Origin of the sequence: Vreelandella jeotgali Hwa, from assembly GCF_000334215.1 — a bacterium.
Taxonomy (GTDB): Bacteria; Pseudomonadota; Gammaproteobacteria; order Pseudomonadales; family Halomonadaceae; genus Vreelandella; species Vreelandella jeotgali.
In genome coordinates this window covers 17,609-42,467 of record NZ_AMQY01000018.1, presented here as the reverse complement: position 1 = coordinate 42,467, position 24,859 = coordinate 17,609, and the positions used below count along the sequence as shown (strand labels likewise).

Genomic DNA, 24,859 nt, shown 5'->3' with positions numbered 1-24,859 from the left:
GGATACCGCCATGACGACTTCAACCGCGCCGGGTGCCGGGGCCGCCGAAGCCCGGATCATGCTGGAATGCCGGGACGTGACCCGGACCTACAGCGAAGGCCCCGAAGACCTGACCGTACTCGACGGCCTTTCACTGTCCGTGCGCGCCGGCGAGCGGGTGGCCATCGTGGGCAGTTCCGGCTCGGGCAAAACGACCCTGCTCAACCTCCTGGGCGGGCTGGATACCCCCGGCAGGGGCGAGATCGTGATCGCCGGCGAGCCGCTTTCGGGGCTCGGCGAAGCGGCGCTGGGGCAGTTCCGCAACCGCTATATCGGCTTTGTCTATCAGTTTCACCACCTGCTCGCCGAATTTACCGCGCTGGAAAACACCGCGCTGCCGCTGATTATTCGCGGCCAGCGCAAGACCACGGCGGAAAAGCGTGCCCGCCAGCTGCTCGAACGGGTGGGCGTGGCGCCTCGTGCCGACCACAAGCCCGGCGAGCTGTCCGGCGGCGAGCGTCAGCGCGTGGCTATTGCCCGGGCGCTGGTAACCGACCCGGGTCTGGTGCTCATGGATGAGCCCACGGGCAATCTCGACCAGACCACAGCGGCGACGATTCTGTCGCTGATGGATGAGCTGGCTCGGGAAAGCGCCTGTGCCTTTGTGATCGTGACTCACGACACGGGGCTGGCCGCCCAGCAGGATCGCGTGCTCAAGCTTGACGACGGCCATCTGGTCGACGAAGCCGGTGGCTGACTCGCTGCTCCTATTCGTCGAACTCGGCTTCCACGAGCGCCCGACGCCGCCGGCGTTTTTGCTGCCGGCGCTTCCAGTGCCGTGATACGTGCCAGCGCCAGATGAGCCGGATACCGGCGTTGGCGAGTACGGCCAGCAGGACCGCCATGATCAGCGAGCCCAGAAACAGCGCCGGCAGAACGACGTGCATCTGCTCGGCAATCCACCGCGTCGACAGATGTATGGGCGCTTCGCGCACGGGCGTTCCCAGAAACAGCGATCCCAGACGGTAGTTGGCATAGAAAATCAGCGGCATGGTGAGCGGGTTGGTAATCCATACCAGCCCGACCGCCAGCGCCAGATTGCAGCGGCTCAGGCGCGCGCCGATAGCGGCCACGACCATCTGAAAGGGAATGGGTAGCAGCGCGCAGAACAGGCCGACGCTGAAGGCGTTGGCTACGCTTCTGCGGGTTAAAAGCCAAAGCCCGGGGTCCGCGATCAACGGGGCCATGAAACGCAGCGAACGCTGGCGTTTCAGGGTGTCGGGGCCGGGTATGTAGCGCTGCAAAAAACGGCGCGGCATCTTGATGACTCTTGCCTTGAAGACGTTCCATTATCCACGAATCGCCGCAGTCGATACAGGTGTTGTCGCGGCGTATTGTGCCAATAGCGGTGGGTTTCGGCCAGGCGGTGGCCAGGTAACCGCGCCTGCCCAGGGAGGGGAAGGCCATGAGTGACAGCGAGAGCGCGGCTGCCTCGGAGCGGCGCCCGGTTCCGGGGGCGGCGCTGCCGTTGGCACTCGCCGCGCTGACAGGCGTGGGCATCGCGGCATCGGGCTGCGCACAGGCGTACCCCGCGCTGTTGCCGGCAGGGCTGGTGGTGGTTGTGCTGGGTGCCTGTGTGGCCGGCCGGCGCTGGGTCGTGCTGGCGGGTATGATGCTTGTCGCCTTCGGCGGCGTTATGCAGGAAGATGCCAGCCGCCTGCCGGCAGGATTGAGCGGCGCTGACCTGGACGTGGACGCGCGCGTGGTCAGCGTTGACGAGGCGTCGGGCATGACACGGTTGATGCTCGATATCGAGCGCTGCGAGTCACCCACGGGGCTGCCCGACTGCGGCCGCGTTGAGCGCGTTCGCGTTAGTGTCTATCACGCGATCACCCCGCGCCCGGGCGAACGCTGGCAGATGACGCTGCGTTTGCGCCCGCCGCGGGGTTTTCGCAACCCGGAGAGTTTCGACTATGGCGCCTGGCTGTGGCGTGAAGGCATTCATGCCACGGGCTATGTACGCCGGGAACCGGCGGCCCAGCGCCTGACAGCCGCCGGTATGGCGCCCCGGCGTCGGGCACTGGCGTTTCTGGACCGCCATGTCGAGGAGGCAATGCCCCGTCGCTGGCTGGCCGCGCTGACTCTGGGCGCCAGCGGGCAGCTTGAACAGGACGACTGGGACCGGCTCAACGCCACGGGCACCACGCATCTGGTGGTGATATCCGGGCTGCATGTGGGGCTGGTGGCGTCGTTCGGGCTGTTGCTGGCACGCACCACGGCGCGTTGGCTCACCCCGCGCAGCTGGCGAATGCGCGTCTGGCCCTGGTGGTTCGCTGCCGCATGCGCGGTCGCCTATGCGCTGCTGGCCGGGCTGTCGCCGCCGGCTACCCGCGCCATGGTCATGGCGTTGGCAGGGCTCTGGGCGCTAAGCGGGCGGCACGCGCCCGGCGCCTGGCAGGCGTGGTGGCTGGCGGTTGCGGTGATCGTGACAGGCGATCCGCTGGCGGTTTGGCGGCCGGGGTTCTGGCTGTCGTTTGTGGCCGTGGCGTGGCTGATCGTGATCTGGCAGGGGCGGGCCCGCCCGGTAGGGGTTCGCGGTTGGCTGTGGGCGCTGTGTCGTACGCAACTGCTGCTGGCGCCGGTGATGGCCGCTGCGGTGTTGCTGACCATGGGGCGGGTGGCGCCGCTGGCCCCGCTGGTCAATTTGCTCGCTGTGCCCTGGGTCAGCATGGTGATGGTGCCCCTGGCGCTGCTGGGCTGGCTGATGGCACCGCTGGCGCCGGTCAACGGGATCATCTGGTGGGGTTTTGCCCAGGCGCTGTCTCTGTTGCAGTGGCTGCTCAAGCTGGCCGCAAGCGCTGCGCCGCTGTGGGAGCCGTCGTCTGCGCAGGCGCCCTGGCTGGCCGGCGCGCTGGGAGTGCTGGCTCTGTGCTGGGGACTGCCGGCGGTGTCGCGGGGGCTGCGCGTGCTGAGCCTGGCGCTGGTGCCGCTGGTCGTTTATGCCGCCCCGGTCGCCGACTGGCCCGAAGGGGCGCTGCGGGTGCGCATTTACGACGTGGGACAGGGGCAGCTGGTGGCGCTGGAAACGCGCGACACGCTCACGCTGTATGATACCGGCCCGCGCTTTACCTCGGGGTTTATGCCGCTAACCACGCTGTGGCCGCCGGGTCGGCACTTTGATCGAGTGATCGTGAGTCATTCGGACAACGATCACGCCGGCGGCGTCAGCGCGCTGACGCAGCAATACGCGGTGGATCAATGGCTGGCGCCCCGCCAGGAAAATATCGTCGCCGGGCAGCGCGCCTGCCGTCGCGGCCAGCGCTGGGAGGAAAACGGCGTCGTGTTCCGGCATCTCTGGCCTCCCGAAGGCCGCAATGAGCTATCGCAGAATAATCGCTCCTGCGTGCTCCAGGTCACGGCGGGGGAGCACCGGCTGTTGATAACCGGAGACGCCGGCGTGGCCGCCGAGCGGCGCTTCCTGCTGGACGTCGACACACCGCTGGACCTGCTGGTGGCCGGCCATCACGGCAGCGATACCAGCTCCGGCGTGCAGCTGGTGCGCGCCCTGGCGCCGCGTCACGTGGTTTTCAGCGCCGGGCGCGATAATCGTTTCCAGCATCCGGCGGATGACGTCGTGCGGCGCTTTCGACGCCGGCAAAGTTGCCTGTGGAGCACCGCCCACGACGGGGCGCTGACCGTCTGGCTGGTGCCGGGAGACGCCCCCAGGGTGCGTGCCGAACGCGATACGGCGCGAGGCGGGCAGTGTTGAATAACGCCGGGTTAAGGTAGAATCGCGTGCATTGTGCATCAGCGCCGGGAGTCCGCGTGAACGAAACAGGTTTGGCCATTTACAAGCGTTTGCTGAGCTACGTCAGGCCACACTGGCGCGCCTTTGCCCTGGCCGTGGTGGGGTTTGCGATTTACGCGGCGTCGAGCACGGCGCTGGCCGAATTGATGAAGCGCCTGATCGACGGCATTCAGAATCCCGATGCGGCGTTTCGCTTTTTTCTGCCGCTGTTTGTCATCGTCATGTTTGCAGCGCGGGGGCTGGGCACTTTCCTGAGCACCTATTTCATGGCGTACGTGGGGCGCTACGTGATTCATACCCTGCGCTGCGATGTCTTTGCCCACATGCTGCACCTGCCCGGCGTATTTTTCGACCACCATTCCAGCGGGCACCTGGTATCCCGGGTGACCTATCACGTCGAGCAGGTCGCCGGGGCGGCCACCAAGGCGGTAACCATTCTGCTGCGCGAAGGGCTTTTCGTGGTCGGGCTGCTGGGCTACCTGCTCTGGACCAACTGGCTGCTGACGCTGCTGTTTCTTGCCGTCACGCCGTTGATCGCACTGGTAGTGAGCTACGTCAGCAAGCGTTTCCGGCGTATTTCCCGGCGTATTCAAAACTCCATGGGCGATGTCACCCACGTCGCGTCCGAGGCATTGTCAGGCTACCGAGTGGTGCGCACCCACGGCGCAGAGGCCCACGAAAAGCGCCGCTTTGAGGCGGTCAGCGAAGAGAATCGCCGCCAGAGCATGAAAGAAGCCATGACCAAGGCGGCCAGCTCGCCGGTGATTCTCATGCTGGTGGCGGTATCGATGGCGGTGCTGGTCTGGGTGGCGATGGCGCCCTCGCTGCTCAAGGACATGACGCCGGGCGAGTTTGTCGCTTTTATTACCGCCGCGGCGCTGATGGTCAAGCCGGTGCGCCAGCTGACCGAAGTCAACAGCAAGATTCAGAAGGGCATTGCCGCCGCGACCGAGCTGTTCGGCCTGATGGACGAGCCTGTCGAGGAAGATCGGGGTGAGCGCGTGCCCGAGCGACTCAGCGGCGATATCAGCTTCCACGACGTGCATTTCCGCTACGGTCCGGACCAGGCCAACGTGCTGGACGGCATCGACCTGGACGTTGCCGCCGGCGAGCTGATTGCCATTGTCGGACGTTCCGGGAGCGGCAAGTCGACGCTGGTGAGCCTGCTGCCGCGCTTTTATACCGCCACAGACGGCACCATCAGCGTTGATGGCGTCAACGTGCGCGATTACCGGCTGGCTCCCCTGCGCCGCCAAATTGCGCTGGTATCGCAACAGGTCACCCTGTTCAATACCAGCATTGCCGATAACATCGCCTACGGCGCCGAAGGCGCCGACCGTGCCGCCGTCGAGGCCGCCGCCCGGGCCGCCCACGCCCACGAGTTTATCGAAACCCTGCCCAACGGCTATGACACCCGAGTCGGCGACAACGGCGTGATGCTGTCCGGCGGGCAGCGCCAGCGGGTGGCCATTGCCCGGGCGATTTTCAAGGATGCGCCGGTGCTGGTGCTGGATGAAGCCACCTCGGCGCTGGATACCGAGTCCGAACGCTATATTCAAAAAGCCCTGGAGCGGGTCTGTGAAGGGCGCACAACCCTGGTGATTGCCCATCGGCTGTCCACCATCGAGCGCGCCGACCGTATTCTGGTCATGGAGCAGGGGCAGATTATCGAGCAGGGCAGCCACCGCGAGCTGCTTGACGCTGACGGGGCTTACGCGGCGCTGCATCGGCTGCAGTTTCAGGATACCCCGTGAGTCTCGCCGAGCGCTGGCTCAGCGCCGCTTATCAGGGCAGCGTCTGGCTGTATCCGTTACGGCCGCTGGCGGCGCTGTATCGCCGGGTTATGGACCATCGCCGGCGGGCCTATCTCAGCGGCAAAAAAGCCTCGTGGCGTGCGCCGGTGCCGGTTGTGGTGGTGGGCAACATTACTCTGGGCGGCACGGGCAAGTCGCCGCTGGTGGCCTGGCTGGTGCGCCGGCTGGGGGAACAGGGCTATACGCCGGGGATTGTGACCCGTGGTTACGGCGGCTCGGCGGATGACTATCCGCTGCGGGTCGGGCCGGATACTCCCGTCGAGCAAAGCGGCGATGAGCCGCTGATGCTGGCCCAGCAGACCGGCGTGGCGGTGGTAGCCGACCCCCGGCGTGCACGCGGCGCCAGGGCGCTGGTCGCTGACGGCTGTGATGTTATCGTCAGCGATGACGGGTTGCAGCATCTGGCACTTGAGCGCGATATCGAGCTGGCCGTAGTGGACGGCGAGCGCGGACTGGGCAACGGGCAGTGCCTGCCCGCCGGCCCGCTGCGCGAACCGCCCGAGCGGCTTGAAAGCGTGGACGCCGTGCTGGTGAACGGTCAGTGCCGCCGAGCCATGAACGTCACCACGCAGCCCATGCAGCTTGTACCGCGCGGCTGGCGGCAGCTGGCAAGCGGCAGGTCTCATGCGCTCCGCCCGCTGCCCTTTGCCCTGCCGGTACGCGGTATCGCGGGTATCGGCCGCCCCGCGCGCTTTTTTACCACCCTGGAAGGGCTGGGCGTAGAGGGTTGCTGGCAGGGGTATTCCGATCATCACGCTTTCACCGCCGACGACCTCGCCGTGAACCCGGGGCAGGCGCTGGTCATGACCGCCAAGGACGCGGTCAAATGTCGTTCTCTGGCGCCGCCCGACAGCTGGGTGCTGGACGTTGAGGCGGCGCTGCCCCCCGATTTTGAACGCTGGCTGGCCGCGCGGCTGGCAGCTCTTTCCTGCAGGAGACACGCTCATGGATAAACAACTGCTGGCGATGCTGGTCTGTCCGCTATGCCAGGCTAAACTGCACTACGCCCGCGAGGCCGGCGAGCTGCACTGCCTCCATGACGGGCTGGCCTACCCGATTACCGATGATATCCCGGTCATGCTGCCGGACGAAGCCCGAGCCCTGAGCGTTGACGAAAAGCTGCCCAGATCCCCCGGCCGCACGGGAGAGCCCTGATGGCGGCGGTGGAGTTTGTTGCGGTAATTCCCGCTCGCCATGCCTCGTCGCGGCTGCCGGGCAAGCCGCTGCTGGACATCGCCGGTGAGCCGATGATTGCTCACGTCTGGCGACGGGCCTGCCGCAGTAGTGCCGCGCGCGTGGTGGTGGCCACCGACGACGAGCGCATACGTGAGGCGCTTCTACCCTACGAGGCCGAAGTGGTCATGACCCGCAGCGATCACGCTACGGGCACCGACCGTCTGGCCGAAGTGAGCGAACGGCTCGGGCTTGCCGACGATGCGCTGGTCGTGAATGTTCAGGGGGACGAACCCCTGATTCCACCGGCGCTGATTGACCAGGTGGCGAGTCGCCTGGCCGAGGATCCGCAGGCGTCCATAGCGACCCTGGCCGAGCCGCTGACCCGGGTGGAGTCGCTGTTCAGCGCCGACGTGGTCAAGGTCGTACGCGCTTTCGACGGCCGGGCGCTGTATTTCTCCCGGGCGCCGGTGCCCTGGGACCGCGAGGCGTTCCAGAAGCCGCCGAGCCTGCTGGAGACCGATGCCTGGCTGCGTCATATCGGCATTTATGCCTACCGCGCGGCCTTCTTGCACGCTTTCCGCGATTGGCCGCCGGCTACGCTGGAGCAGCTGGAACAGCTGGAGCAGCTGCGGGCGTTGCAGTACGGACACAGCGTTCAGGTAGCGCTGGCCTGTGCGGTCAATCCGCCCGGTGTGGATACGCCGGATGATCTGGAGCGGGTGCGCGAGATTATCGCCTCCCGCCAACACGATGCTGATAGGGAGTCATCATGAAGGTGCTATTCGTCTGTCTGGGTAACATCTGCCGCTCGCCGAGCGCCGAAGGCGTATTCCGCCGGGCGGTAGCGCAGGCAGGGCTTGAGCAGCAGATTACGGTGGAATCATGCGGGATCGGCGACTGGCATGTGGGCCATCCGCCCGACGAGCGGGCTCAGGCAGCGGCGATGCGTCGGGGTATCGATATCGGCGGGCTCGTCGCGCGCCAGTTCAGCCGCGAGGATTTTGACGACTTCGATTTTATCCTGCCGATGGATTACGGCAACCTGCGCGATATTCGCGGCATGGAGCCGGACGACCATCGCGCTCGAATCGAGCTGTTTCTCGCCTTCGCGGGGATGCCCCAGGGCGAGGTGCCCGACCCCTACTACGGCGGCGATCGGGGCTTTGAAGACGTGCTGGACATGATAGAAGAAGCCTCGCGTGGGCTGATCGACCATATTCAAACGGTCGCGTGATGTCATCTCCGGCGCCCGCCGAATGGCAGCGGGACATGGACCTGACGACGGCCAACACGCTGCGCCTGCCGTGTCGGGCGCAGTTTTTTGCCGCACCGCGAACGCGGGCCGCACTGCGCCGCTGTATTGTCCAGGCACGCCAGCGGGGAACCGCCATCACGCTGATGGGCGGCGGCAGCAACGTGCTGCTGCCACCCCGGATCGGCGGGCTGGTTCTACAGCCTGCGCTGCACCAGTGGTGGCTGGAAAGTGACGGCAGCAGGGTGCGCGCCTGGGTGGGCGCGGGGGTCAACTGGCATCGGCTGGTAATGGCGCTGGCCGAACGCGGCCTCTGGGGCACGGAAAATCTCGCGCTGATCCCCGGCGACTGCGGGGCAGCCCCGGTACAGAACATCGGCGCCTACGGCGTGGAGCTGGCCGATGTGCTCGTCGGCGTCGAGGTCATGTCGCTGGACGACGGCAGCGTACGCTGGCTCTCGCGGGAGGCGTGCCGCTTTGGCTACCGCGACAGCGTGTTCAAGCGCGAACTGGCCGGCAGGGTGGTGATCACTCGTCTGTTACTCGAGCCCGGCCGGGAGGCCCGCCCGGTATTGGGCTATGGCGATCTCGCTGCGCGTGTCGGTGACCGGCCGTCGGCGCTGGAGATTGCGCGGGCCGTCAGCGCCGTGCGCCGGGAAAAACTGCCCGACCCGCAATACCTGCCCAATGCGGGGAGCTTCTTCAAAAATCCCGTGGTCGATGAGGTCGTCGCCCGGAAGCTGTTCGCCCGGTATCCGCAGCTGCCGTGTTTTGCGCAGCCGGGCGGTGGCTACAAGCTGGCCGCCGGCTGGCTGATCGACCGCTGCGGCCTCAAGGGGCAGCGTTTCGGCGCTTTTGCCGTGCATGACCGTCAGGCGCTGGTGCTGGTGCATACGGGCGACGGTGATCGTGCCGGGCTTGAGGCGGCCGCCTCCCGGGTTGCCGCGGCGGTCAGCCAGCGCTTCGGTATCGAGCTGGAAAGGGAGCCGCGCATGATCGACGGCTGAACGCCGGCTATCCCTGAACAGGCCCGACACAGGCCGATATGCGCCCAACGAAAAAAGCCCGGTATAAAAACCGGGCTTTTTGTTGGCTGCTGGTCAGCAGACGGCGCTATTCGGCGTCGTTATCCTGCTGCTGGCGCCGACGCTGTTCGCGCGGGTCGTTGTGGGCGCGCCGGCGACGCGATCCGGTGGCTGGCGCCGATGACGCCTCAGCCGCGGGATCGGGCGATTCCGACCGCGAGGGCGTTGCGTCCGGAGCAGAGGTGGGTTCCGCCGGGGTAGAAGCCGGGGCGGGCGCCGTTTCCGGCTCAGCCGACGTTGCCGGAGCGGACGGCGCCGGCGCTTCTGTCGGCTCAGCCGATGCATCAGCCTGCGGCTCCGGGGCGTCATCCTGGTCGCTATCGGCGGCTGTCGCAGTCGGTTCCGCTTCTGGTGTCGGTTCCGGCGAAGGTTCAGGCTCCGGTGAAGGAGCGGGCTCTTCGCTCGCCGTTGGCTCCTCGCTTGCCGCTGATTCTGTGGCTGCCTCGGGCGCGGACCCTTGAACAGCCGCCTCGGGCTCGGGCGCTTCTTCCTTCGGGGCGCTTGTCGCGGGCGCTTCTGCTTTGGGCTCGGGAGCCGGTGCAGGGGCCTCTGCAGGCTGCTCATCGCGGCCTTCATCCGGCGTTGCGTCGGGCTCCTGCTCCTCGGCTTCGGCCTGGAGCTTCAGCTGCTCGGCTTCGGCTTTGGGGTTCAGCGCCTGTTGACGCGACCGCTTGCGCGGATTGTTGCGCTTGCGCCGGGGTGTGGTATCCACCTTGACCGCCGGCGTATCGTTATCGGCGCCGGTGTCCCGGTCGGCCGCCTTCTTGGAACGGTTGTTTTTGCTCGAGGTGTCTGTTTCCGAGCCGTTGTTTTCGTTCGCATTTTTTGCCCGGCCTGTATGGTCTCCGCCCTTGGGTGAACCGGCTTTTTCGCCGCGTTCATTGTTGCGGTCGGCGGCATCCTGCCGGGAAGCGTTTTTCCCGGTGTCCTGCTGCTCGGGCGCGCTGTTGGCTTCTTCCCTGGCGGCCTGTTGCGGGTGGCGGCGACGGTTGCGGCTGCGGTTCGGCCCGGTGCGCTGGCTGTCGGCCTTGTCGCCGCCCGAAGCATTATCCTCGGAGCGGGATTTTTCCCTGGCGCTATCGGCTGTTGCCGCTTTCCTGCTGCTGCCTTTCCGGGTGTTATCGTTTTTGCGGCCTTCCTGGCGGTTGCCCGCCGGCGCGTCGCTGCGCGAATCGGCGCCGTTGTCGTCGCGGCCCTGCCGGCTGTTCTGCCCGGTGCGGCTATCATTGGCGCGGCTGTCGTTTGAGCGACTGTCGTTTGAGCGATTGTCATTGGAACGGCCATCGCTGGAACGGCCGTCGTTGGAACGACCGTTATTGGAGCGGTTGCTGTTGGAGCGACCGCTGCCGGAACGCCGGCTGCCCGAACGGTTGCCGTTGCTGCCCGAGCGACGCCGCTCGGTAGCGGGCTTGTCGCGTTGGGTCGAGCTCGAACGCTGCTCATTACCGTCCGCTGCTGCCGGGGCCGAGGATGCCGACGGTTCCTGTGCCGTTTCTTCGGCGCCGAGGAATTTGGCAAAGCCACGGATAAAGCGGCCGACGACGCTGTCGGGGGCGTCGGCATGCTCGGCTTGCGCTGGCTGCTGTTGATTGCTGCGCAGCGATGCCGGGGCCGGCGCATTGTGCGAGACGCTTTTCACCGCGGCGACATCGCGCTGCGCCGGCGGGGTAACGCTCGGCGCCGGATCCTTGCCGGTCTCGGTGTCGACCGAAAGTTCAAAGCTGGGCCGCGACGAGGTGTCGTCGTCGCCCAGGTGATCGTCGCGCAGGCGCTGAACGTCGTAATGCGGCGTGTCCATATCGGGGCTGGGCAGCAGCACCACGCGCACGTCCTGCCGCGATTCGATATCGGCCAGCACGCTGCGTTTTTCGTTGAGCAGGTAGGTGGCGACCGGCACGGGCATGATGGCGCGTATCTGGGCGCTGCGCTCCTTCATGGCCTCTTCCTCGATCAGGCGCATGATCGACAGCGACAGCGAGCGCACATCGCGGATGGTGCCCTGGCCGTTGCACCGGGGGCAGACCACGCCGCTGGTTTCGCCCAGCGAGGGCCGCAGGCGCTGGCGCGACATTTCCATCAGGCCGAAGCGAGAAATACGCCCGATCTGGACCCGGGCGCGGTCGATCTTGAGCGCATCCCGGGTACGGTTTTCCACTTCGCGCTGATTGCGCGAGGGGCCCATGTCGATAAAGTCGATAACCACCAGGCCGCCGATATCGCGCAGGCGCAGCTGGCGGGCAATTTCGTCGGCGGCTTCGCTGTTGGTCTGCAGCGCGGTTTCCTCGATATCGCTGCCCCGGGTCGCCCGGGCCGAGTTGATATCGATGGAGACCAGCGCCTCGGTATGGTCGATAACGATGGAGCCGCCCGACGGCAGCCGCACTTCGCGCTCGTAGGCGGTTTCAATCTGCGATTCGATCTGGAAGCGCGAGAAAAGCGGTACTTCGTCGGCGTACAGCTTGATTTTCTGCTGGTAGGCGGGCATTACCTGACGAATGAAATTCAGCGCCTCGGCGTGAATCTCGGGGCTGTCGATCAGCACCTCGCCGATATCCTGGCGCAGGTAGTCGCGCATGGCGCGGATGATGACGTTGGACTCGCGGTAGATCAGGAAGGGCGCGGGGTGCTTGCCGGCCTCGCCGGTGACCGATTCCCAGACCTGCACCAGGTAATCCAGGTCCCACTGCAGCTCTTCGGGCGAGCGGCCGATACCCGCCGTACGCACGATCAGGCCCATGTTGTCGGGCAGGGTCAGCTGGCTCATGGCTTCCTTGAGCTGACTGCGGTCCTGCCCTTCGATGCGGCGAGAAATGCCCCCGGCGCGCGGGTTGTTGGGCATGAGCACCAGAAAGCGTCCGGCCAGGCTGATGAAGGTAGTCAGCGCCGCGCCCTTGTTGCCGCGCTCTTCCTTGTCGACCTGGACGGTGACGTGCTGACCTTCCTTGATGACGTCCTTGATGCCGGGGCGTCCGCTCACCTCTTTGGTGAAGTATTCGCGGGAGATTTCCTTCAGCGGCAGAAAGCCGTGACGCTCGGCGCCGAAGTCGACAAAGGCGGCTTCGAGGGAGGGTTCGACGCGGGTAATTCGGCCGCGATAGATGTTGGCTTTTTTCTGTTCGCGGGCACCGGATTCGATATCCAGGTCGTAAAGGCGCTGTCCATCGACAAGAGCGACGCGCAGCTCTTCGGGCTGGGTCGCATTGATGAGCATCCGTTTCATGTTGTCTCGCATGGCGTTGCGTGCCGGCGATCCGTTAACGGTGGCGAGGGTAAACCGCTGTTGCCGTGTGCTTGCGTTCAGCGCATTGTCGAAGCGGCGCCGCTGTTCGGGCGCCGGTCCCGGAGTACCGGGCCATCTTCGGGGAACGGCATGCACGGAACCCGTGGCGGAGGCAGACGCATGGGTCGGTGGCTGTCACGGCCATCCGGCGCTGCTGGCACCGCCAACACTGACTGGCATACATCGATTTACCAACGCCGGCCACCGGCACAACGTTGAACTTTTGGCGCCCGCCGCCGGCGCGCTTCGTGACGTGAAAAGCGGGGCGGCGGCGAACGTGGCGTTTTGTCTCGTCACTATCGGCCGGCAGCCGGTCGGGCTGCCGGGAGCGCCGGCGGTTGTTCCGGGCGCTTGTATTCTGTGCCGGCGCATCGGTTGGCGGCGGCATGCTGCACGGTTGTCTGGCAGCGGGTGATCGGGTCATGCGTACACGGCCGCGATCAAAAAGCTCTGGCCTGCGTGTCTGTCGGGCAGGCGCGTGGCCGCAAGCAAGCGTTTGACCCTGGGGGTTGCGCGGTTTCCGGTGGGTAATGCCGGGGCTGCATAACGTGTCCATGGTGCGCAGCGGTGTGGCGACGGAAAGCGCGATGACGCCTGGAGGGCGAGCGTTGCGAAATATAACAGTAAAGGCAGCGGCCGGCAATTAACGCATTATCGGCCTGTCCAGGATAGAATGGCGGTTTCAAGTACGGCAGGGAGTCAGCGGCCATGGCCGAAGGGCGCGAAGTGCAGTGGGTGGATATCACCTCGGAGCAGGCCGGGCAGCGCATCGACAACTTTCTCATGGCGCGCCTCAAGGGGGCGCCTCGCGCACTGATATACCGGATCGTGCGCAAGGGCGAAGTTCGGGTGAACAAAAAGCGCATCAAGGCCAGCTATCGCCTTCAGGCCGACGACCGGGTGCGCGTACCGCCGCTGCGTCTGACCCCCAAAGAGGCGGTCGGCAACGTCAGCGACAGCCTGCGCGACGTGTTGCTGGGCAGCGTTCTGCGCGAAAGCGCCGACTGGATGGTGCTCAACAAGCCGTCGGGGCTGGCGGTGCACGGCGGTAGCGGCGTCAGTATCGGTCTGATCGAGGCGCTGCGCCAGGTGCGCGATGATCTGACGTTTGTGGAGCTGGTCCATCGGCTGGATCGCGATACCTCGGGCTGTCTGCTGCTGGCCAAATCCCGGGAGGCGCTGGTTACGCTCAATCAGTCGCTCAAGCAGCAGGCCATGGAAAAACGCTATCAGGCGCTGGTGGTCGGCCGCTGGCCGGCGAGCAGGACCTTTGTCAGCGCGCGGCTGGCGCGTTTCGATGCCGGCAACGGCGAGCGTCGGGTCAGGGTGAGCGATAAAGGCAAGTTTGCCCGCACTCGCTTCGCCGTGGAGGAAACCTTCCGGCGCGCGACTTTGATCGAGGCCGAGCCGGTCACCGGGCGTACCCACCAGATTCGCGTGCACGCCGCCCACGCCGGCCATTCGCTGCTGGGCGATGACAAGTACGCCAGTCGTGAAAGCGCCGCCCTGGCGCGGCAGCTGGGTGTCCGGCGGCTATTCCTGCACGCGCGCTCGCTGAGTTTTCCCGAGCCCGGCAGCGGCCGCAGCATTACGGTCAAGGCGCCGCTGCCCGAACCGCTGCAAAAGGTGCTGGCCGGGGCGCGCTGACGGCTGATCGTTGAAACAGGAGATGGTGGATGCAGTTTGAACTGATGATTTTTGACTGGGACGGCACTCTGATGAACTCGGTGCCACGGATTGTTTCCAGCATGCAGGCTGCCGCGCGGGATGCCGAATGGGGTGAGCTGGCCCCGGAAGCGGTGGAAAACATTGTCGGGCTGGGACTTCCCGAAGCCACCGAGATACTCTGCCCGGGCATTTCGGCGGCGCAATCGGCCGCGTTGCGTGAACGCTACGCGCACCATTTCGTGCATGCCGATTCGACGCCCATGGCCTTTTTTCACGGCGTTGAAGACCGCCTGGCGCGTCTGCGGCGGCGCGAGTCGCTCAAGCTCGCCGTCGCCACGGGCAAGACACGGAAGGGGCTCGACCGCGTGTTTGCCGATACCCGCAGTCGTGACTGGTTTCATGCCAGCCGTACCGCGGATGAAACGCGCTCCAAGCCCGACCCGCGTATGCTCAGCGAGCTGCTGGATACGTTTGATCTGCCGGCGAGCCGTGCCGTGATGGTGGGCGATACCGAGTACGATCTCTCCATGGCGCAGGCGTTGGGCATGCCGCGCGTGGGCGTCAGCTACGGGGTGCACGCTACCGACCGTCTGGTCGCCTGCGACCCGCTGCATATCGCTCACGGCATCGACGGGCTTTTTGACTGGCTGGAAACCCGAGCGGCCCATCCGGCAGCGCAAGCCGCTGCCATGCCCTGAGCCCGGTCCGCACGAGAGGATTGGGTGAGGGCGGCATTAACCCGTGCGATGCCACCAACAGGGAGATTGCATGAGCGACGAAAACGTCGGCAGTGATCCGGCGCGGAAAGGCGATACCGGGCCACACGATCCCTGGACGCAGAACGACCCGGCCGATGCGCAGGCGACCGACGACAGCGCTTTTGCCGCCGACGCTGGCGACGGCGACGATGCCGAGACCCTGCGCGAGCGTCAGCGCCTGATGCAGCTGGAAATGATGGACAACTGGATCGGCGACGTTGTCGAAGAGCAGCGCCGCAGTCGGCGCTGGAAGCTTTTTTTCCGCCTGGTGTGGCTCCTGCTGATCATCGCCGGGGGGCTGGCGATTTACGCCTTGCTGAACGCAAAGCCGACAACATCGATGGAAGGTCAGCCGCATCTCGGCGTCGTCGAGGTGGAAGGCGCCATCGCTGCTGACGCCCCGGCCAACGCCGAACGGATTATTGGTGGCCTGAACCGAGCCTGGCAGGCGGATAATGCCCGGGCCGTGGTGCTGCATATCAACAGCCCCGGCGGTAGCCCCGTGCAGTCGCAGCGTGTGTACGCCGAGATCATGCGTTTGCGCGAGTCGGGGGACAAACCGATTATTGCCGTGATTGAAGATATCGGTGCCAGCGGCGCCTACTATATTGCCGCCGCGGCCGACAGGGTGGTGGCGTCGCCGGCCAGCCTGGTAGGGTCCATCGGGGTGATCTATTCCGGCTTCGGCTTCCAGCAGGCCATGGAAACGCTGGGGGTCGAGCGCCGTGTCATGACTGCCGGGGAAAACAAGGCGTTTCTGGACCCGTTTCAGCCGTTGGACGACGAGGTCGCCGGCTTCTGGCAAACCGTGCTGGATACCACCCATCAGCAGTTCATCGCCGACGTCAGGGCCGGTCGCGGTCAGCGCCTGAGCGATGATCCCGAGCTGTTCTCCGGGCTGGTATGGACCGGCGAGCAGGCGATAGAGCTGGGGCTGGTCGACCGCCTGGCCAATCTGGAAGACGTATCCCGCGAGCGTGTCGGCAGCGTGCGTCGCAAGGACTACACGCCGGCGCTCAATCCGCTGGACCGTCTGACGCGACGCTTTACCCGGACGGCAGCTCGAGTGCTGGGGCTGACTGCATCACCGTCGCCGATGCGCCTTGAGCCGGGGCATTAAGCCGCGCGAGCCCGCCCGGCAATCCGCGCAACAGCCCGGCGCGGAATGCCGCCGGAGGCTTTGACACCGGCTGGGAGAGTGCCTATCATTGCGCGCCTATGTCGACCTCACAACTCCCCGGCCGGGTAGAGCCCTACAAGCTCGCCGCCCGCCACGAAAAACTCGCAGGCCTGGTCCCTCTGGGTAACCTCAAGCGCCTTGCCGAGGAAATCGGCGCCCAGACGGGCGACTGCCGTGTCACGCTTGACTTCGGCATCGATGCCCAGGGGCGCCGGGAAATCCGCGGTTCGCTCGAGGCGACGCTGATGATAGGGTGCCGTCGCTGCCTGGAGCCCATCGAATGCCCGGTGGCCAGCGAATTTCTGCTGGGCATGGTGGCCGACGAGTCGCTGGCCGGCGAGCTGCCGGCCAGTCACGAGCCCGTGCTGGTGGAGGACGAACAGCTGGATCTTTTGACGGTGGTTGAGGACGAGTTGATCCTGAGCCTGCCTCAAGTGGTCTATCACGATGAAGCCGACTGCCTTGTGCCGGCGGAACAGCTGGTCAGCGAGGCGGACGAGTCCGAGCAGGCAACCGCACCTGAAGATAATCCTTTCGCGGTGCTTGGCGCCCTCAAGGGCAACCTGAAAGACAAATAGCGATCTGCGCAGCAGGCGCTGTGCCGGCTAACAGGTTACAGGCACCTTGATTTCATAACCCCCTGGAGTAATCACCCATGGCAGTTCAAAAGAACCGCAAGACCCGTTCCACTCGCGGCATGCGTCGCAGCCACGATTCGCTCAGCGCCCCGACCCTGTCTCAGGACAAGGAAACCGGCACCACCCATCGTCGTCACCACGTTGCGGCGGACGGTTACTATCGCGGCCGCAAGGTTGTCGAGGTATAAACCAGCGACATTCTGCGTGGTCAGGCAGCCCGGCGGCGCGCCATGCGTATAGCCATTGATACCATGGGTGGGGATCGCGGCTCTCGCGCCGTCATCCAGGGTGCCGCTCTGGCAGTGCGGGCAGTGCCCGCGCTGACGCTTGAGCTGTTTGGCCCCTATCGCCATGTCGTGGCCGAGCTTTCGCGCTTGCCGCAGCCCTTGGCTGCGGCAACGTCACGTTTAATACCCCGCGATGCCGGTGATGCCGTGCCCCAGTGCGCGACGGCGGCATGGGCGCTGCGCCACGGGCAGGACAGCAGCATGGCGCAGATGCTCGATGCCCTGAATGAGCGTCGCGGCGTTGATGCGGCGGTAAGCGCCGGCAATACGGCGGCGCTTGTGGCGCTGTCGCGTCGCGTGCCGGGAACGCTGCCGGGTATCGGACGTCCGGCAATCAGCACGGCAATTCCGGCACGGCAGCAGGGGCAGTGCTACCTGCTCGATCTGGGCGCCAACGTCGATTCGCCGGCGCGGCGGCTGGTGGAGTTTGCCTTCATGGGCGCCGCCATGGCGCAGTCCGTGGACGGCATCGAGACCCCGCGCGTGGCGTTGCTCAACGTGGGCGCTGAAGCCACCAAGGGTAGCGCCGGCGTCCGCGAGGCCGATGCCCTGCTGCGCGGCCAGGCCGCTCGCGGCGCCTTTGCCTACAGCGGCTACGCCGAGGGCGGCGATATATTCAGCGGCGACATTGACGTCATGGTCTGCGACGGCTTTGTCGGCAATGCCGTTCTCAAGTCCAGCGAAGGGCTGGCCGGCATGCTGGTAGAGCGAGTTCAGGCAGCGTTCGAGTCGCGGCTGCGCGGGCGGCTCGCCAGTCTTCTGGCCCGGCCCGTGCTGAAGCGTCTGAAACGCGAGCTGGATCCGGTACGTTATAACGGCGCCAGCCTGCTGGGGCTTTCCCGGATCGTGATCAAGAGTCACGGCGGCGCGCAGGCGGAAGGGTTTTACTACGCCATTCTGCGCGCCGTTCAGGAAGTCGAACACGACCTCCCGGCGCGCATGGCCGAGCGCTGGCAGGCGGTACCATGAAAGCGGCCAATGCCACGAAAAGCCAACCAGAGCAAAGGTGAACCACATGTCTCAACCCCTTGCCCTCATGTTTCCCGGGCAAGGCTCTCAGCAGCCGGGAATGCTGCGTGAGCTGGCCGAGCGCTACAGCGTGGTCGGGACCACGTTCAACGAAGCGTCGGATGCCCTGGGCTATGACCTCTGGGAAGTGGTTCAGGAAGGCCCGGAAGCCTCTCTGAACGCAACGGCGTGCACGCAGCCGGCGCTGTTGGCGTCCAGCGTGGCAATCTGGCGCGTATGGCAGGAGCTTGAAGGTCCGCGTCCCGACGTCATGGCGGGGCACAGCCTTGGCGAATACAGCGCCATGGTATGCGCCGGCGTGATGGGCTTTGCCGAAGGCATTCGGCTGGTGCGCCTGCGCGGCGAAGCCATGCAGGAGGCGGTGCCACAGGGAGAGGGCGGCATGGCCGCCATCCTCGGCCTGGATAACGAGGCGGTGGAAAAGGCCTGTGCCGATGCCGCCCAGGGTGAAGTGGTAGCGGCGGTTAACTACAATGCGCCGGGGCAGGTCGTGATTGCCGGCGGCAAGGCGGCCGTGGAGCGCGCCATTACCGCCTGCCAGCAGGCCGGCGCCAAACGCGCCATGGCGCTTCCGGTATCGGTGCCGTCGCACTGTGCGCTGATGCGGCCCGCAGCGGAGCGCCTGGCCGACGCCATGAACGATATCCAGCTGCGCTCACCGCGCTACACGGTCATTCAGAATGTGGATGCCAGGGCCCACGATGACACCGATACGCTGCGTACGCGGCTTATCGAACAGCTGTATCAGCCGGTACGCTGGAGCGACTGCGTGCTGGCCATGCAGGAAAAAGGCGCAGGCACCTTCATCGAATGCGGTCCGGGCAAGGTGCTGACGGGGCTGAACAAGCGTATTGTACGCGGCAGCAAGGGGCTGGCGGTCAACGATCCCGATAGTCTCGATGCGGCGCTGGAGCTGGCGCGCGCCGAGCTGGAAAGCAACGCCTAGCATACCGGCCGCCAGTGGCCGGATCGGCCGGCGTACAGGCAGGGCGTACATCAGGCATAACGCAAGGGCATATACCAGGAAAGGCATAGCGCAATGACACAGGAAAACACGACATCGCCACGCCGCGTGGCGCTGGTAACCGGGGCCTCGCGCGGCATCGGCCGTGCGGTGGCGCACGAGCTGGGCCGCCAGGGGCGTCTGGTAGTGGGCACGGCGACCAGCGAGTCGGGGGCGGAGAAAATCGACGCCGATCTCGGTGCAGCCGGGATTGAAGGCGCCGGGATGTGCCTCGATGTCACCGACTCGGAGAGCATTGCCGATGTGCTCAAGGCGATCGGTGAGCGCTTCGGCGCCCCCACGATTCTGGTCAACAACGCCGGTATCACCCGCGACAATCTGCTGATGCGCATGAAGGAAGACCAGTGGAGCGAGGTCATGGACACCAACCTCAGCTCTGTCTACCGTGTGAGCAAGGCCTGCATGCGCGGTATGACCAAAGCCCGCTTCGGGCGTATCGTGTCGATCAGTTCCGTGGTTGCCTCGATGGGTAACATCGGCCAGAGCAACTATGCCGCCGCCAAGGCCGGTATGGAAGGTTTCAGCCGTGCGCTGGCGCACGAAGTGGCTTCCCGGGCGATTACCGTCAATGCGGTGGCCCCCGGCTTTGTGGCAACCGACATGACGGAGGCGTTGCCCGCGGAGCAGAAACAGGCAATGCTCGACCGCGTGCCCCTGGCACGTCTGGCGGAGCCCGCTGAAATCGCCGCGGCCGTGGGCTTTTTGACCAGCGACAGCGCCGGCTATATCACCGGCGAGACGCTGCACGTCAACGGCGGCATGAATATGCGTTGATGCCCCTGGTTCTGGCGGTTGCGTCAGCCCGGGGGCGTCTATAAACTACCCGCAGCTTTTGGCTTGCGGTTTCCCCATGGTCGCGGCAAGGCGGCCAACGAGAATGACTGGAGTAGGTTGATGAGTACCATTGAAGAGCGCGTAAAGAAGGTTGTGGCAGAGCGCCTGAACGTTAAGGAAGAGGACATCCAGAGCAGTTCTTCCTTTACCGAAGACCTGGGTGCTGATTCGCTTGACACCGTCGAGCTGGTCATGGCGCTGGAAGAAGAGTTCGACACCGAAATTCCCGACGAGGAAGCCGAGAAGATCACTACGGTTCAGGAAGCGGTCGACTACGTCAACGCCAACCAGTAAGCGTCGTGTCGAGGCAACAAGGTCGGGCGGTGTAATCGCCCACATAAAAGCCGTCCTGTCATGGGCGGCTTTTTGTTTGGCTGCTCGCCTGATTGACCGATGAACCTGATTGACCGATAAACAGGGCGAGTTGAGCAGGCCGCATTGAACGGGCCATACAGTCAGTCGCCGGTTACGTTATCATGGCGTCCGTTATACGCTGTTGCCTGCTACGTTGCCTGATATCTGCGCTGCTGCGCTGCAGCCCATGCCCCAAGCGGGTTACGTCACCAAGGATGCCTGGAGGAAAGCTGATGGCACGAAAAAGGGTAGTGGTAACCGGGCTAGGCCTGGTGACCCCGGTCGGCAATACCGTCGAAGAATCCTGGGCCAATATCGTCGCCGGAAAAAGCGGTATCGCCCCGATCGAGCACTTTGATACCAGCGGTTTCAATACGCGCTTTGGCGGGTCGGTCAAGAACTTTGATATCGGCGCCTATCTGAATCCCAAGGACGCCCGCAAGATGGACCTGTTCATCCAGTACGGCATGGCGGCCGGGGCCCAGGCGATCAGCGACTCGGGCATCGAATGTCGCGAGGACAACGCCGAGCGCATCGGCGTCGCCATCGGGTCGGGGATCGGCGGGTTGCCGATGATCGAGCACAACCACAAGGCGCTGGAAAAGAGCGGCCCGCGTCGCGTTTCGCCGTTTTTCGTGCCCGGCTCCATCATCAACATGATTTCGGGCAACATGGCGATCCAGCACGGCTTCAAGGGGCCCAATATTGCCATTACCACCGCCTGCACCAGCGGAACCCACAACATCGGCTACGCGGCGCGCACCATCGCCTACGGCGACGCCGACGTCATGGTCTGCGGCGGGGCCGAAATGGCCACAACCCCGCTGGGCCTGGGCGGCTTTTCCGCAGCGCGGGCGCTGTCCACGCGCAACGATGAGCCCGAAGCGGCCAGCCGCCCCTGGGATGCCGACCGCGACGGCTTTGTGCTGTCCGACGGTGCCGGCGTCATGGTGCTGGAAGAGTACGAACACGCCCTGGCGCGCGGGGCGACGATCCACGCCGAGATGAGCGGCTTTGGCATGAGCGATGATGCCTTCCACATGACCTCGCCGCCCGAGGACGGCAGCGGTGCGGCGCTGTCCATGCACAACGCTATTCGGGACGCCGGCGTTGATCCCGCCGACGTCGACTACATCAACGCCCACGGCACGTCGACGGCGGCCGGCGACCTTGCCGAAAGCCGCGCCGTCGAGCGCGTCATGGGCGAGGCCTCGGCCAACGTAGCGGTGAGCTCCACCAAGTCGATGATCGGTCACCTGCTGGGCGCGGCCGGCGCGGTCGAGGCCGTATTCAGCGTGCTGTCCATCCGTGATCAGGTCGCTCCGCCGACGATCAACCTCGACAACCTCCAGGAAGGCTGCCGGCTCGACTATGTGCCGCATACCGCGCGCAACATGCGTATCGACGTGGCGCTGACCAACTCCTTTGGCTTTGGCGGCACCAACGGCTCGCTGCTGTTCAAAAAGCTCCAGGCGGATGACTGATCGAGTGATCGGGCGGTTTCGGGAGGCGTATCGGTGAAACGCATCGTGACAGCGCTGTGTCTGCTGGGCGTGCTGGGTGGCGCCTGCGTGGCGGGAGGCTATGCCTACTGGCAGGATCGCCTCGCGGCGCCTCTTCAGCTGGATGAGTCCATGCTCTATCAGGTGCCCGACGGTGCCGGCTTCAATCGCGTGGTGACCGAGCTGGGCCAGCGGGGCGTTATATCCGCCCCCTGGGCGCTGAAGCTGCTGGCCCGCGTGGCGCCCGACCGGGTGCCCACCCTGCATGCAGGCGAATACCGGCTGACGCCGGAAATGAGCAGCCGCGAGATGATGACGCTGCTGGGCAGCAACCGGGTGGTAACCTATTCGCTGACCGTGCCCGAAGGCTGGACATTCGCGCAGATGCGCGAACGCCTGAACGCGGCGCCAAAGCTGGCGCACCGCACGGCCGATATGAGCGATGACGAAATCATGGCGCTGATCGACGCCGCCCAGGCGCACCCCGAGGGCCGGTTTTTTCCCGATACCTATCAGTATCACCGCGGCATGAGCGATGCCGATATCCTGCGCCGGGCCTACCAGCGCATGGAGCGGATGCTCGACCAAGCCTGGCAGGAGCGCGCCGATGAGCTGCCGTTTGATACGCCCTACGAAGCCCTGATCATGGCCTCGCTGATCGAACGCGAAACCGGCGACCCTGACGAGCGCGGGAAAATTGCCGGAGTGTTCAAGCGTCGCCTGGCCCGGGGGATGCGGCTACAGACCGACCCGACGGTGATTTACGGCATGGGAAGCCGCTATGACGGCAACATTACCCGGGCCGACCTGCGGGAAGAAACGCCGTACAATACCTATGTGATTGACGGCCTGCCGCCAACCCCCATTGCCATGCCCGGCGAGTCGGCGCTGAAAGCGGCGGTGAATCCCGAGCCCGGCAACACCCTGTATTTTGTCGCCACGGGGGATGGCTCGCACCATTTTTCGCGCAGCCTGCGCGAGCATAATAATGCGGTAAATCGCTATATTCGTCGTGGCAAGGACTGACAGCAGCATGAACCATCGCGTTATCCCCGATTCCCCGATACGCGGAGCACTGTCTCTCCGGGTGGAATACTCATGACAGAGCGTGGACGCTTGATTACCCTGGAAGGCGGCGAGGGAGTGGGCAAATCCTCCAACGTTGCCTTTGTCACCGCCTGGCTGAAAGCCCGGGGGCTGGAGGTGGTCGCCACCCGGGAACCGGGCGGCACGCCCCGGGGCGAAGCGATTCGTGAGCTGTTGTTGGATCCCGCGCCTGCCGAGCCGCTTTGCTCCGACGCCGAGCTGCTGCTGATGTTCGCCGCTCGCGCCCAGCATCTGGCGGAGAAAATCCGCCCGGCGCTGGCGCGGGGCGCCTGGGTCGTCTGCGATCGTTTTACCGACGCCACCTATGCCTATCAGGGCGCGGGGCGCGGCCTGGATAACCAGCGCATCGCCACCCTGGAGCATTTTGTTCAGGCAGGGCTCACGCCCGATCTCACCATCCTGCTGGACATGCCCGTGGAGGCCGCATCCCGGCGCGTCAGCTCGCGGCTGGACAGCGGCGGGGGCCAGCGCGATCGCTTCGAGCGCGAGCAGCGGGACTTTTTTGCCGCCGTGCGGGAAGGCTATCGGCAGCGTGCCGAAGCCGAGCCGGGGCGTTTTGCCCGGGTGGATGCGGCGCGTTCGCTGGAAGCTGTTCAGACGCAGCTGGATGACCTGCTGGAAACCCGGATCGCGTCATGGCGTTAGCATCTTCAACCGAGCTGTCGGCGCCGCTGCCCTGGCACGCCGAACTCTGGCAGCAGCTGTGGCAGCTGGAGCAGAGCGGGCGCTTCCCCCATGCGCTGCTGTTCAGCGGCCCCCACGGCGTGGGCAAGCAGAGGCTGGCCGACGCCCTGGTTGCGCGCACCCTGTGCGCCGGGCAGGGCGCGGTGGCCTGCGGTGAATGCCACGGCTGCCGAATGCTGGCGGCGGGCTATCATCCCGATCTGCTACGTATTTCCCCGGAAGACGGCAAGCGGCAGATTCGTATTGACCCGGTGCGCGAGGTCAACCGCTTTATCAGCCAGACGGCCCAGCAAAGCGGCTACCGCGTAGTGGTGATCAGCCCCGCGGAAGCCATGAACGTCGCTGCCAGCAATGCGCTGCTGAAAAGTCTGGAAGAGCCGGGTGCCAGCACGCTGTTTCTGCTGCTCGCCGATGTGCCGTCGCGCCTGCTGCCCACTATTCGCTCACGCTGCCAGCAGTGGTCGCTGGCTCCGGTGGCGTTTGAGCACTGCGGTGGCTGGCTGCGCGAGCAGCTGCACAGCGACGACGAGGCGCGCTTCTGGTGGCAGGTCGCCGGCGGGCTGCCGCTGTTGGCACTGGAACTCGCCGACCCTGCACAGCGCGCCCTGCGCCAGCAGCTACACGACTGCTTCGAGCAGCTGGTGCGCGGGGCCGAGCCGGTCTCCGAGGCGGCGCGGCTTGACCGCCAGGCGGTAGACGCCATCCTGTGGTACGGTATTGCCTGGCTGGAAGATCTCATCGGCTTCGGCATGGCCGGCGATGAGGGTTCGCTGAAAAATCCCGATCTGGTGCCGCTGTATCGCCAGGCGGTAAAAAATGCCCGGCTACAGGACTGGTTCCGGCTGCTGGACTACGCCCTGGAGCAGCGTCGCCTGCTGGCCGTGGGCGGCAATCCCAATCCGCAGCTGGTGCTCGAGGCATGGCTGATTCGCTGGTCGGCACTGCTACGCTCCTGAGCTCCATGAACGCTACGGCGGTTGCCGGCATCGGGCGCTGAAGGCATCAGACGCCAAGGAGGCATATCGATGAGCACGCAAAAGGCGCTGGCGCTCAGCATTCCCGACATGCCCACCCTGCTGGGGGCCTACATGGCGTTTCTTGAGCGGGGCGGCCTCTTTGTGCCCACCCGGCGCTATCATGCGCTGGGCGACCCGATCGTATTGCTGCTGACGCTGCCGGATGATACGCAACAGCTGACGGTGCATGCCGAGGTGGTATGGATCTCGCCGGAAGGCGTATCGGGCCGGCGTATACCGGGCATTGGCGTGCATTTCAGCCAGCAGGACTACAACGTCCGCGATCAGATAGAAGCCCGGCTGGCCGGCCAGCTGGATACCGCACCGCCGTCCTATACCCTGTAACACGGCGCTTGCCCGCGCCGTCTGCCAACTGCGAAGCCA

The 24,859-nt window shown here is 65.5% G+C and carries 24 protein-coding genes; 22 read left to right on the top strand and 2 right to left on the bottom strand.

Going from position 1 to position 24,859, the window contains the following annotated elements; all coding sequences use genetic code 11:
* Positions 1-10: 10 nt before the first annotated feature.
* Positions 11-736, top strand: coding sequence for an ABC transporter ATP-binding protein (locus C793_RS0108950; protein ID WP_017430601.1), 726 nt, complete (start codon positions 11-13; stop codon positions 734-736).
* A 10-nt stretch (positions 737-746) separates the two neighbouring features.
* On the opposite strand, the gene C793_RS0108945 is transcribed toward C793_RS0108950, so the two are convergent.
* Positions 747-1,298 carry a DUF2062 domain-containing protein gene (locus C793_RS0108945; RefSeq protein WP_017430600.1) on the bottom strand — a complete coding sequence of 184 codons (552 nt, stop codon included), beginning with the start codon at positions 1,296-1,298 and terminating at the stop codon, positions 747-749.
* Positions 1,299-1,444: 146 nt separating this feature from the next.
* Between C793_RS0108945 and C793_RS0108940 the strand changes: the two genes are divergently transcribed.
* Genes C793_RS0108940 through murB form a run of 7 tightly spaced genes read left to right on the top strand, consistent with a single transcriptional unit; the run spans position 1,445 to position 9,036 of the window.
* Positions 1,445-3,748, top strand: a complete 2,304-nt coding sequence (locus C793_RS0108940; RefSeq protein WP_017430599.1) for a DNA internalization-related competence protein ComEC/Rec2 — start codon at positions 1,445-1,447, stop codon at positions 3,746-3,748.
* Between the two features lie 56 nt (positions 3,749-3,804).
* A complete protein-coding gene (msbA, locus tag C793_RS0108935) occupies positions 3,805-5,541 on the top strand; it encodes a lipid A export permease/ATP-binding protein MsbA (protein ID WP_017430598.1) in 1,737 nt (578 codons plus the stop codon).
* The gene (gene lpxK, locus C793_RS0108930; protein WP_017430597.1) at positions 5,538-6,554 is read left to right on the top strand and encodes a tetraacyldisaccharide 4'-kinase; all 1,017 of its coding nucleotides are present in this window, start codon (positions 5,538-5,540) and stop codon (positions 6,552-6,554) included. Before msbA ends, lpxK begins: the two co-directional genes overlap by 4 nt.
* Positions 6,547-6,756 carry a Trm112 family protein gene (locus C793_RS0108925; RefSeq protein WP_017430596.1) on the top strand — a complete coding sequence of 70 codons (210 nt, stop codon included), beginning with the start codon at positions 6,547-6,549 and terminating at the stop codon, positions 6,754-6,756. The genes lpxK and C793_RS0108925 overlap by 8 nt, the downstream gene beginning before the upstream one ends.
* Complete coding sequence (gene kdsB / locus C793_RS0108920) at positions 6,756-7,550, top strand: 3-deoxy-manno-octulosonate cytidylyltransferase (RefSeq protein WP_017430595.1); 795 nt, start codon at positions 6,756-6,758, stop codon at positions 7,548-7,550. Before C793_RS0108925 ends, kdsB begins: the two co-directional genes overlap by 1 nt.
* On the top strand, positions 7,547-8,011 hold the full coding sequence (locus C793_RS0108915) for a low molecular weight protein-tyrosine-phosphatase (RefSeq protein WP_017430594.1): 465 nt from the start codon (positions 7,547-7,549) through the stop codon (positions 8,009-8,011). The genes kdsB and C793_RS0108915 overlap by 4 nt, the downstream gene beginning before the upstream one ends.
* Positions 8,011-9,036 (top strand): UDP-N-acetylmuramate dehydrogenase, encoded by a 1,026-nt coding sequence (murB, locus tag C793_RS0108910; RefSeq protein ID WP_017430593.1) that lies wholly within the window; start codon positions 8,011-8,013, stop codon positions 9,034-9,036. The genes C793_RS0108915 and murB overlap by 1 nt, the downstream gene beginning before the upstream one ends.
* 106 nt (positions 9,037-9,142) lie before the next feature.
* Here murB and rne read toward each other — a convergent pair whose 3' ends face one another.
* Entirely contained in the window at positions 9,143-12,334 is a 3,192-nt protein-coding gene (gene rne, locus C793_RS0108905) for a ribonuclease E (protein ID WP_026106204.1), read from the bottom strand.
* 768 nt (positions 12,335-13,102) lie between these two features.
* Here rne and C793_RS0108900 point away from each other — a divergent pair.
* The 14 genes from C793_RS0108900 (at position 13,103) to C793_RS0108835 (ending at position 24,820) form a co-directional block, all read left to right on the top strand.
* Entirely contained in the window at positions 13,103-14,041 is a 939-nt protein-coding gene (locus tag C793_RS0108900; RefSeq protein ID WP_017430591.1) for an RluA family pseudouridine synthase, read from the top strand.
* Positions 14,042-14,070: 29 nt separating this feature from the next.
* Positions 14,071-14,760 carry an HAD family hydrolase gene (locus C793_RS0108895; RefSeq protein WP_017430590.1) on the top strand — a complete coding sequence of 230 codons (690 nt, stop codon included), beginning with the start codon at positions 14,071-14,073 and terminating at the stop codon, positions 14,758-14,760.
* Positions 14,761-14,830: 70 nt separating this feature from the next.
* On the top strand, positions 14,831-15,940 hold the full coding sequence (gene sppA, locus C793_RS0108890) for a signal peptide peptidase SppA (RefSeq protein WP_017430589.1): 1,110 nt from the start codon (positions 14,831-14,833) through the stop codon (positions 15,938-15,940).
* A gap of 98 nt (positions 15,941-16,038) precedes the next feature.
* Entirely contained in the window at positions 16,039-16,578 is a 540-nt protein-coding gene (locus C793_RS0108885; protein WP_017430588.1) for a YceD family protein, read from the top strand.
* A 77-nt stretch (positions 16,579-16,655) separates the two neighbouring features.
* On the top strand, positions 16,656-16,826 hold the full coding sequence (gene rpmF / locus C793_RS0108880) for a 50S ribosomal protein L32 (RefSeq protein ID WP_017430587.1): 171 nt from the start codon (positions 16,656-16,658) through the stop codon (positions 16,824-16,826).
* A gap of 42 nt (positions 16,827-16,868) precedes the next feature.
* Positions 16,869-17,894, top strand: a complete 1,026-nt coding sequence (gene plsX / locus C793_RS0108875) for a phosphate acyltransferase PlsX (protein WP_017430586.1) — start codon at positions 16,869-16,871, stop codon at positions 17,892-17,894.
* A gap of 46 nt (positions 17,895-17,940) precedes the next feature.
* Positions 17,941-18,900 carry an ACP S-malonyltransferase gene (gene fabD / locus C793_RS0108870; RefSeq protein ID WP_026106203.1) on the top strand — a complete coding sequence of 320 codons (960 nt, stop codon included), beginning with the start codon at positions 17,941-17,943 and terminating at the stop codon, positions 18,898-18,900.
* Between the two features lie 93 nt (positions 18,901-18,993).
* Complete coding sequence (gene fabG / locus C793_RS0108865) at positions 18,994-19,752, top strand: 3-oxoacyl-ACP reductase FabG (RefSeq protein WP_017430584.1); 759 nt, start codon at positions 18,994-18,996, stop codon at positions 19,750-19,752.
* A gap of 120 nt (positions 19,753-19,872) precedes the next feature.
* Positions 19,873-20,106, top strand: coding sequence for an acyl carrier protein (acpP, locus tag C793_RS0108860; RefSeq protein WP_017430583.1), 234 nt, complete (start codon positions 19,873-19,875; stop codon positions 20,104-20,106).
* 293 nt (positions 20,107-20,399) lie between these two features.
* Entirely contained in the window at positions 20,400-21,650 is a 1,251-nt protein-coding gene (gene fabF, locus C793_RS0108855; RefSeq protein ID WP_026106202.1) for a beta-ketoacyl-ACP synthase II, read from the top strand.
* Between the two features lie 33 nt (positions 21,651-21,683).
* Positions 21,684-22,694 (top strand): endolytic transglycosylase MltG, encoded by a 1,011-nt coding sequence (mltG, locus tag C793_RS0108850; RefSeq protein WP_017430581.1) that lies wholly within the window; start codon positions 21,684-21,686, stop codon positions 22,692-22,694.
* A 72-nt stretch (positions 22,695-22,766) separates the two neighbouring features.
* Positions 22,767-23,420, top strand: a complete 654-nt coding sequence (gene tmk, locus C793_RS0108845) for a dTMP kinase (protein WP_026106201.1) — start codon at positions 22,767-22,769, stop codon at positions 23,418-23,420.
* Complete coding sequence (locus C793_RS0108840; RefSeq protein WP_017430579.1) at positions 23,411-24,415, top strand: DNA polymerase III subunit delta'; 1,005 nt, start codon at positions 23,411-23,413, stop codon at positions 24,413-24,415. Before tmk ends, C793_RS0108840 begins: the two co-directional genes overlap by 10 nt.
* A 69-nt stretch (positions 24,416-24,484) precedes the next feature.
* Positions 24,485-24,820: a PilZ domain-containing protein gene (locus C793_RS0108835; RefSeq protein ID WP_017430578.1), complete on the top strand. Its 336-nt coding sequence runs from the start codon at positions 24,485-24,487 to the stop codon at positions 24,818-24,820.
* The last annotated feature ends 39 nt before the right edge of the window (positions 24,821-24,859 follow it).

What these genes read in the sequence shown, in the direction of transcription:
- rne (WP_026106204.1), bottom strand. Translation starts at nt 12,334, where the DNA reads ATGAAACGGATGCTCATCAATGCGACCCAGCCCGAAGAGCTGCGCGTC.
- C793_RS0108895 (WP_017430590.1), top strand. Translation starts at nt 14,071, where the DNA reads ATGCAGTTTGAACTGATGATTTTTGACTGGGACGGCACTCTGATGAAC.
- rpmF (WP_017430587.1), top strand. Translation starts at nt 16,656, where the DNA reads ATGGCAGTTCAAAAGAACCGCAAGACCCGTTCCACTCGCGGCATGCGT.
- C793_RS0108900 (WP_017430591.1), top strand. Translation starts at nt 13,103, where the DNA reads ATGGCCGAAGGGCGCGAAGTGCAGTGGGTGGATATCACCTCGGAGCAG.
- plsX (WP_017430586.1), top strand. Translation starts at nt 16,869, where the DNA reads ATGCGTATAGCCATTGATACCATGGGTGGGGATCGCGGCTCTCGCGCC.
- C793_RS0108915 (WP_017430594.1), top strand. Translation starts at nt 7,547, where the DNA reads ATGAAGGTGCTATTCGTCTGTCTGGGTAACATCTGCCGCTCGCCGAGC.
- C793_RS0108925 (WP_017430596.1), top strand. Translation starts at nt 6,547, where the DNA reads ATGGATAAACAACTGCTGGCGATGCTGGTCTGTCCGCTATGCCAGGCT.
- murB (WP_017430593.1), top strand. Translation starts at nt 8,011, where the DNA reads ATGTCATCTCCGGCGCCCGCCGAATGGCAGCGGGACATGGACCTGACG.
- acpP (WP_017430583.1), top strand. Translation starts at nt 19,873, where the DNA reads ATGAGTACCATTGAAGAGCGCGTAAAGAAGGTTGTGGCAGAGCGCCTG.
- tmk (WP_026106201.1), top strand. Translation starts at nt 22,767, where the DNA reads ATGACAGAGCGTGGACGCTTGATTACCCTGGAAGGCGGCGAGGGAGTG.
- fabD (WP_026106203.1), top strand. Translation starts at nt 17,941, where the DNA reads ATGTCTCAACCCCTTGCCCTCATGTTTCCCGGGCAAGGCTCTCAGCAG.
- C793_RS0108840 (WP_017430579.1), top strand. Translation starts at nt 23,411, where the DNA reads ATGGCGTTAGCATCTTCAACCGAGCTGTCGGCGCCGCTGCCCTGGCAC.
- C793_RS0108940 (WP_017430599.1), top strand. Translation starts at nt 1,445, where the DNA reads ATGAGTGACAGCGAGAGCGCGGCTGCCTCGGAGCGGCGCCCGGTTCCG.
- C793_RS0108885 (WP_017430588.1), top strand. Translation starts at nt 16,039, where the DNA reads ATGTCGACCTCACAACTCCCCGGCCGGGTAGAGCCCTACAAGCTCGCC.
- C793_RS0108945 (WP_017430600.1), bottom strand. Translation starts at nt 1,298, where the DNA reads ATGCCGCGCCGTTTTTTGCAGCGCTACATACCCGGCCCCGACACCCTG.
- kdsB (WP_017430595.1), top strand. Translation starts at nt 6,756, where the DNA reads ATGGCGGCGGTGGAGTTTGTTGCGGTAATTCCCGCTCGCCATGCCTCG.
- C793_RS0108950 (WP_017430601.1), top strand. Translation starts at nt 11, where the DNA reads ATGACGACTTCAACCGCGCCGGGTGCCGGGGCCGCCGAAGCCCGGATC.
- fabG (WP_017430584.1), top strand. Translation starts at nt 18,994, where the DNA reads ATGACACAGGAAAACACGACATCGCCACGCCGCGTGGCGCTGGTAACC.
- C793_RS0108835 (WP_017430578.1), top strand. Translation starts at nt 24,485, where the DNA reads ATGAGCACGCAAAAGGCGCTGGCGCTCAGCATTCCCGACATGCCCACC.
- sppA (WP_017430589.1), top strand. Translation starts at nt 14,831, where the DNA reads ATGAGCGACGAAAACGTCGGCAGTGATCCGGCGCGGAAAGGCGATACC.
- fabF (WP_026106202.1), top strand. Translation starts at nt 20,400, where the DNA reads ATGGCACGAAAAAGGGTAGTGGTAACCGGGCTAGGCCTGGTGACCCCG.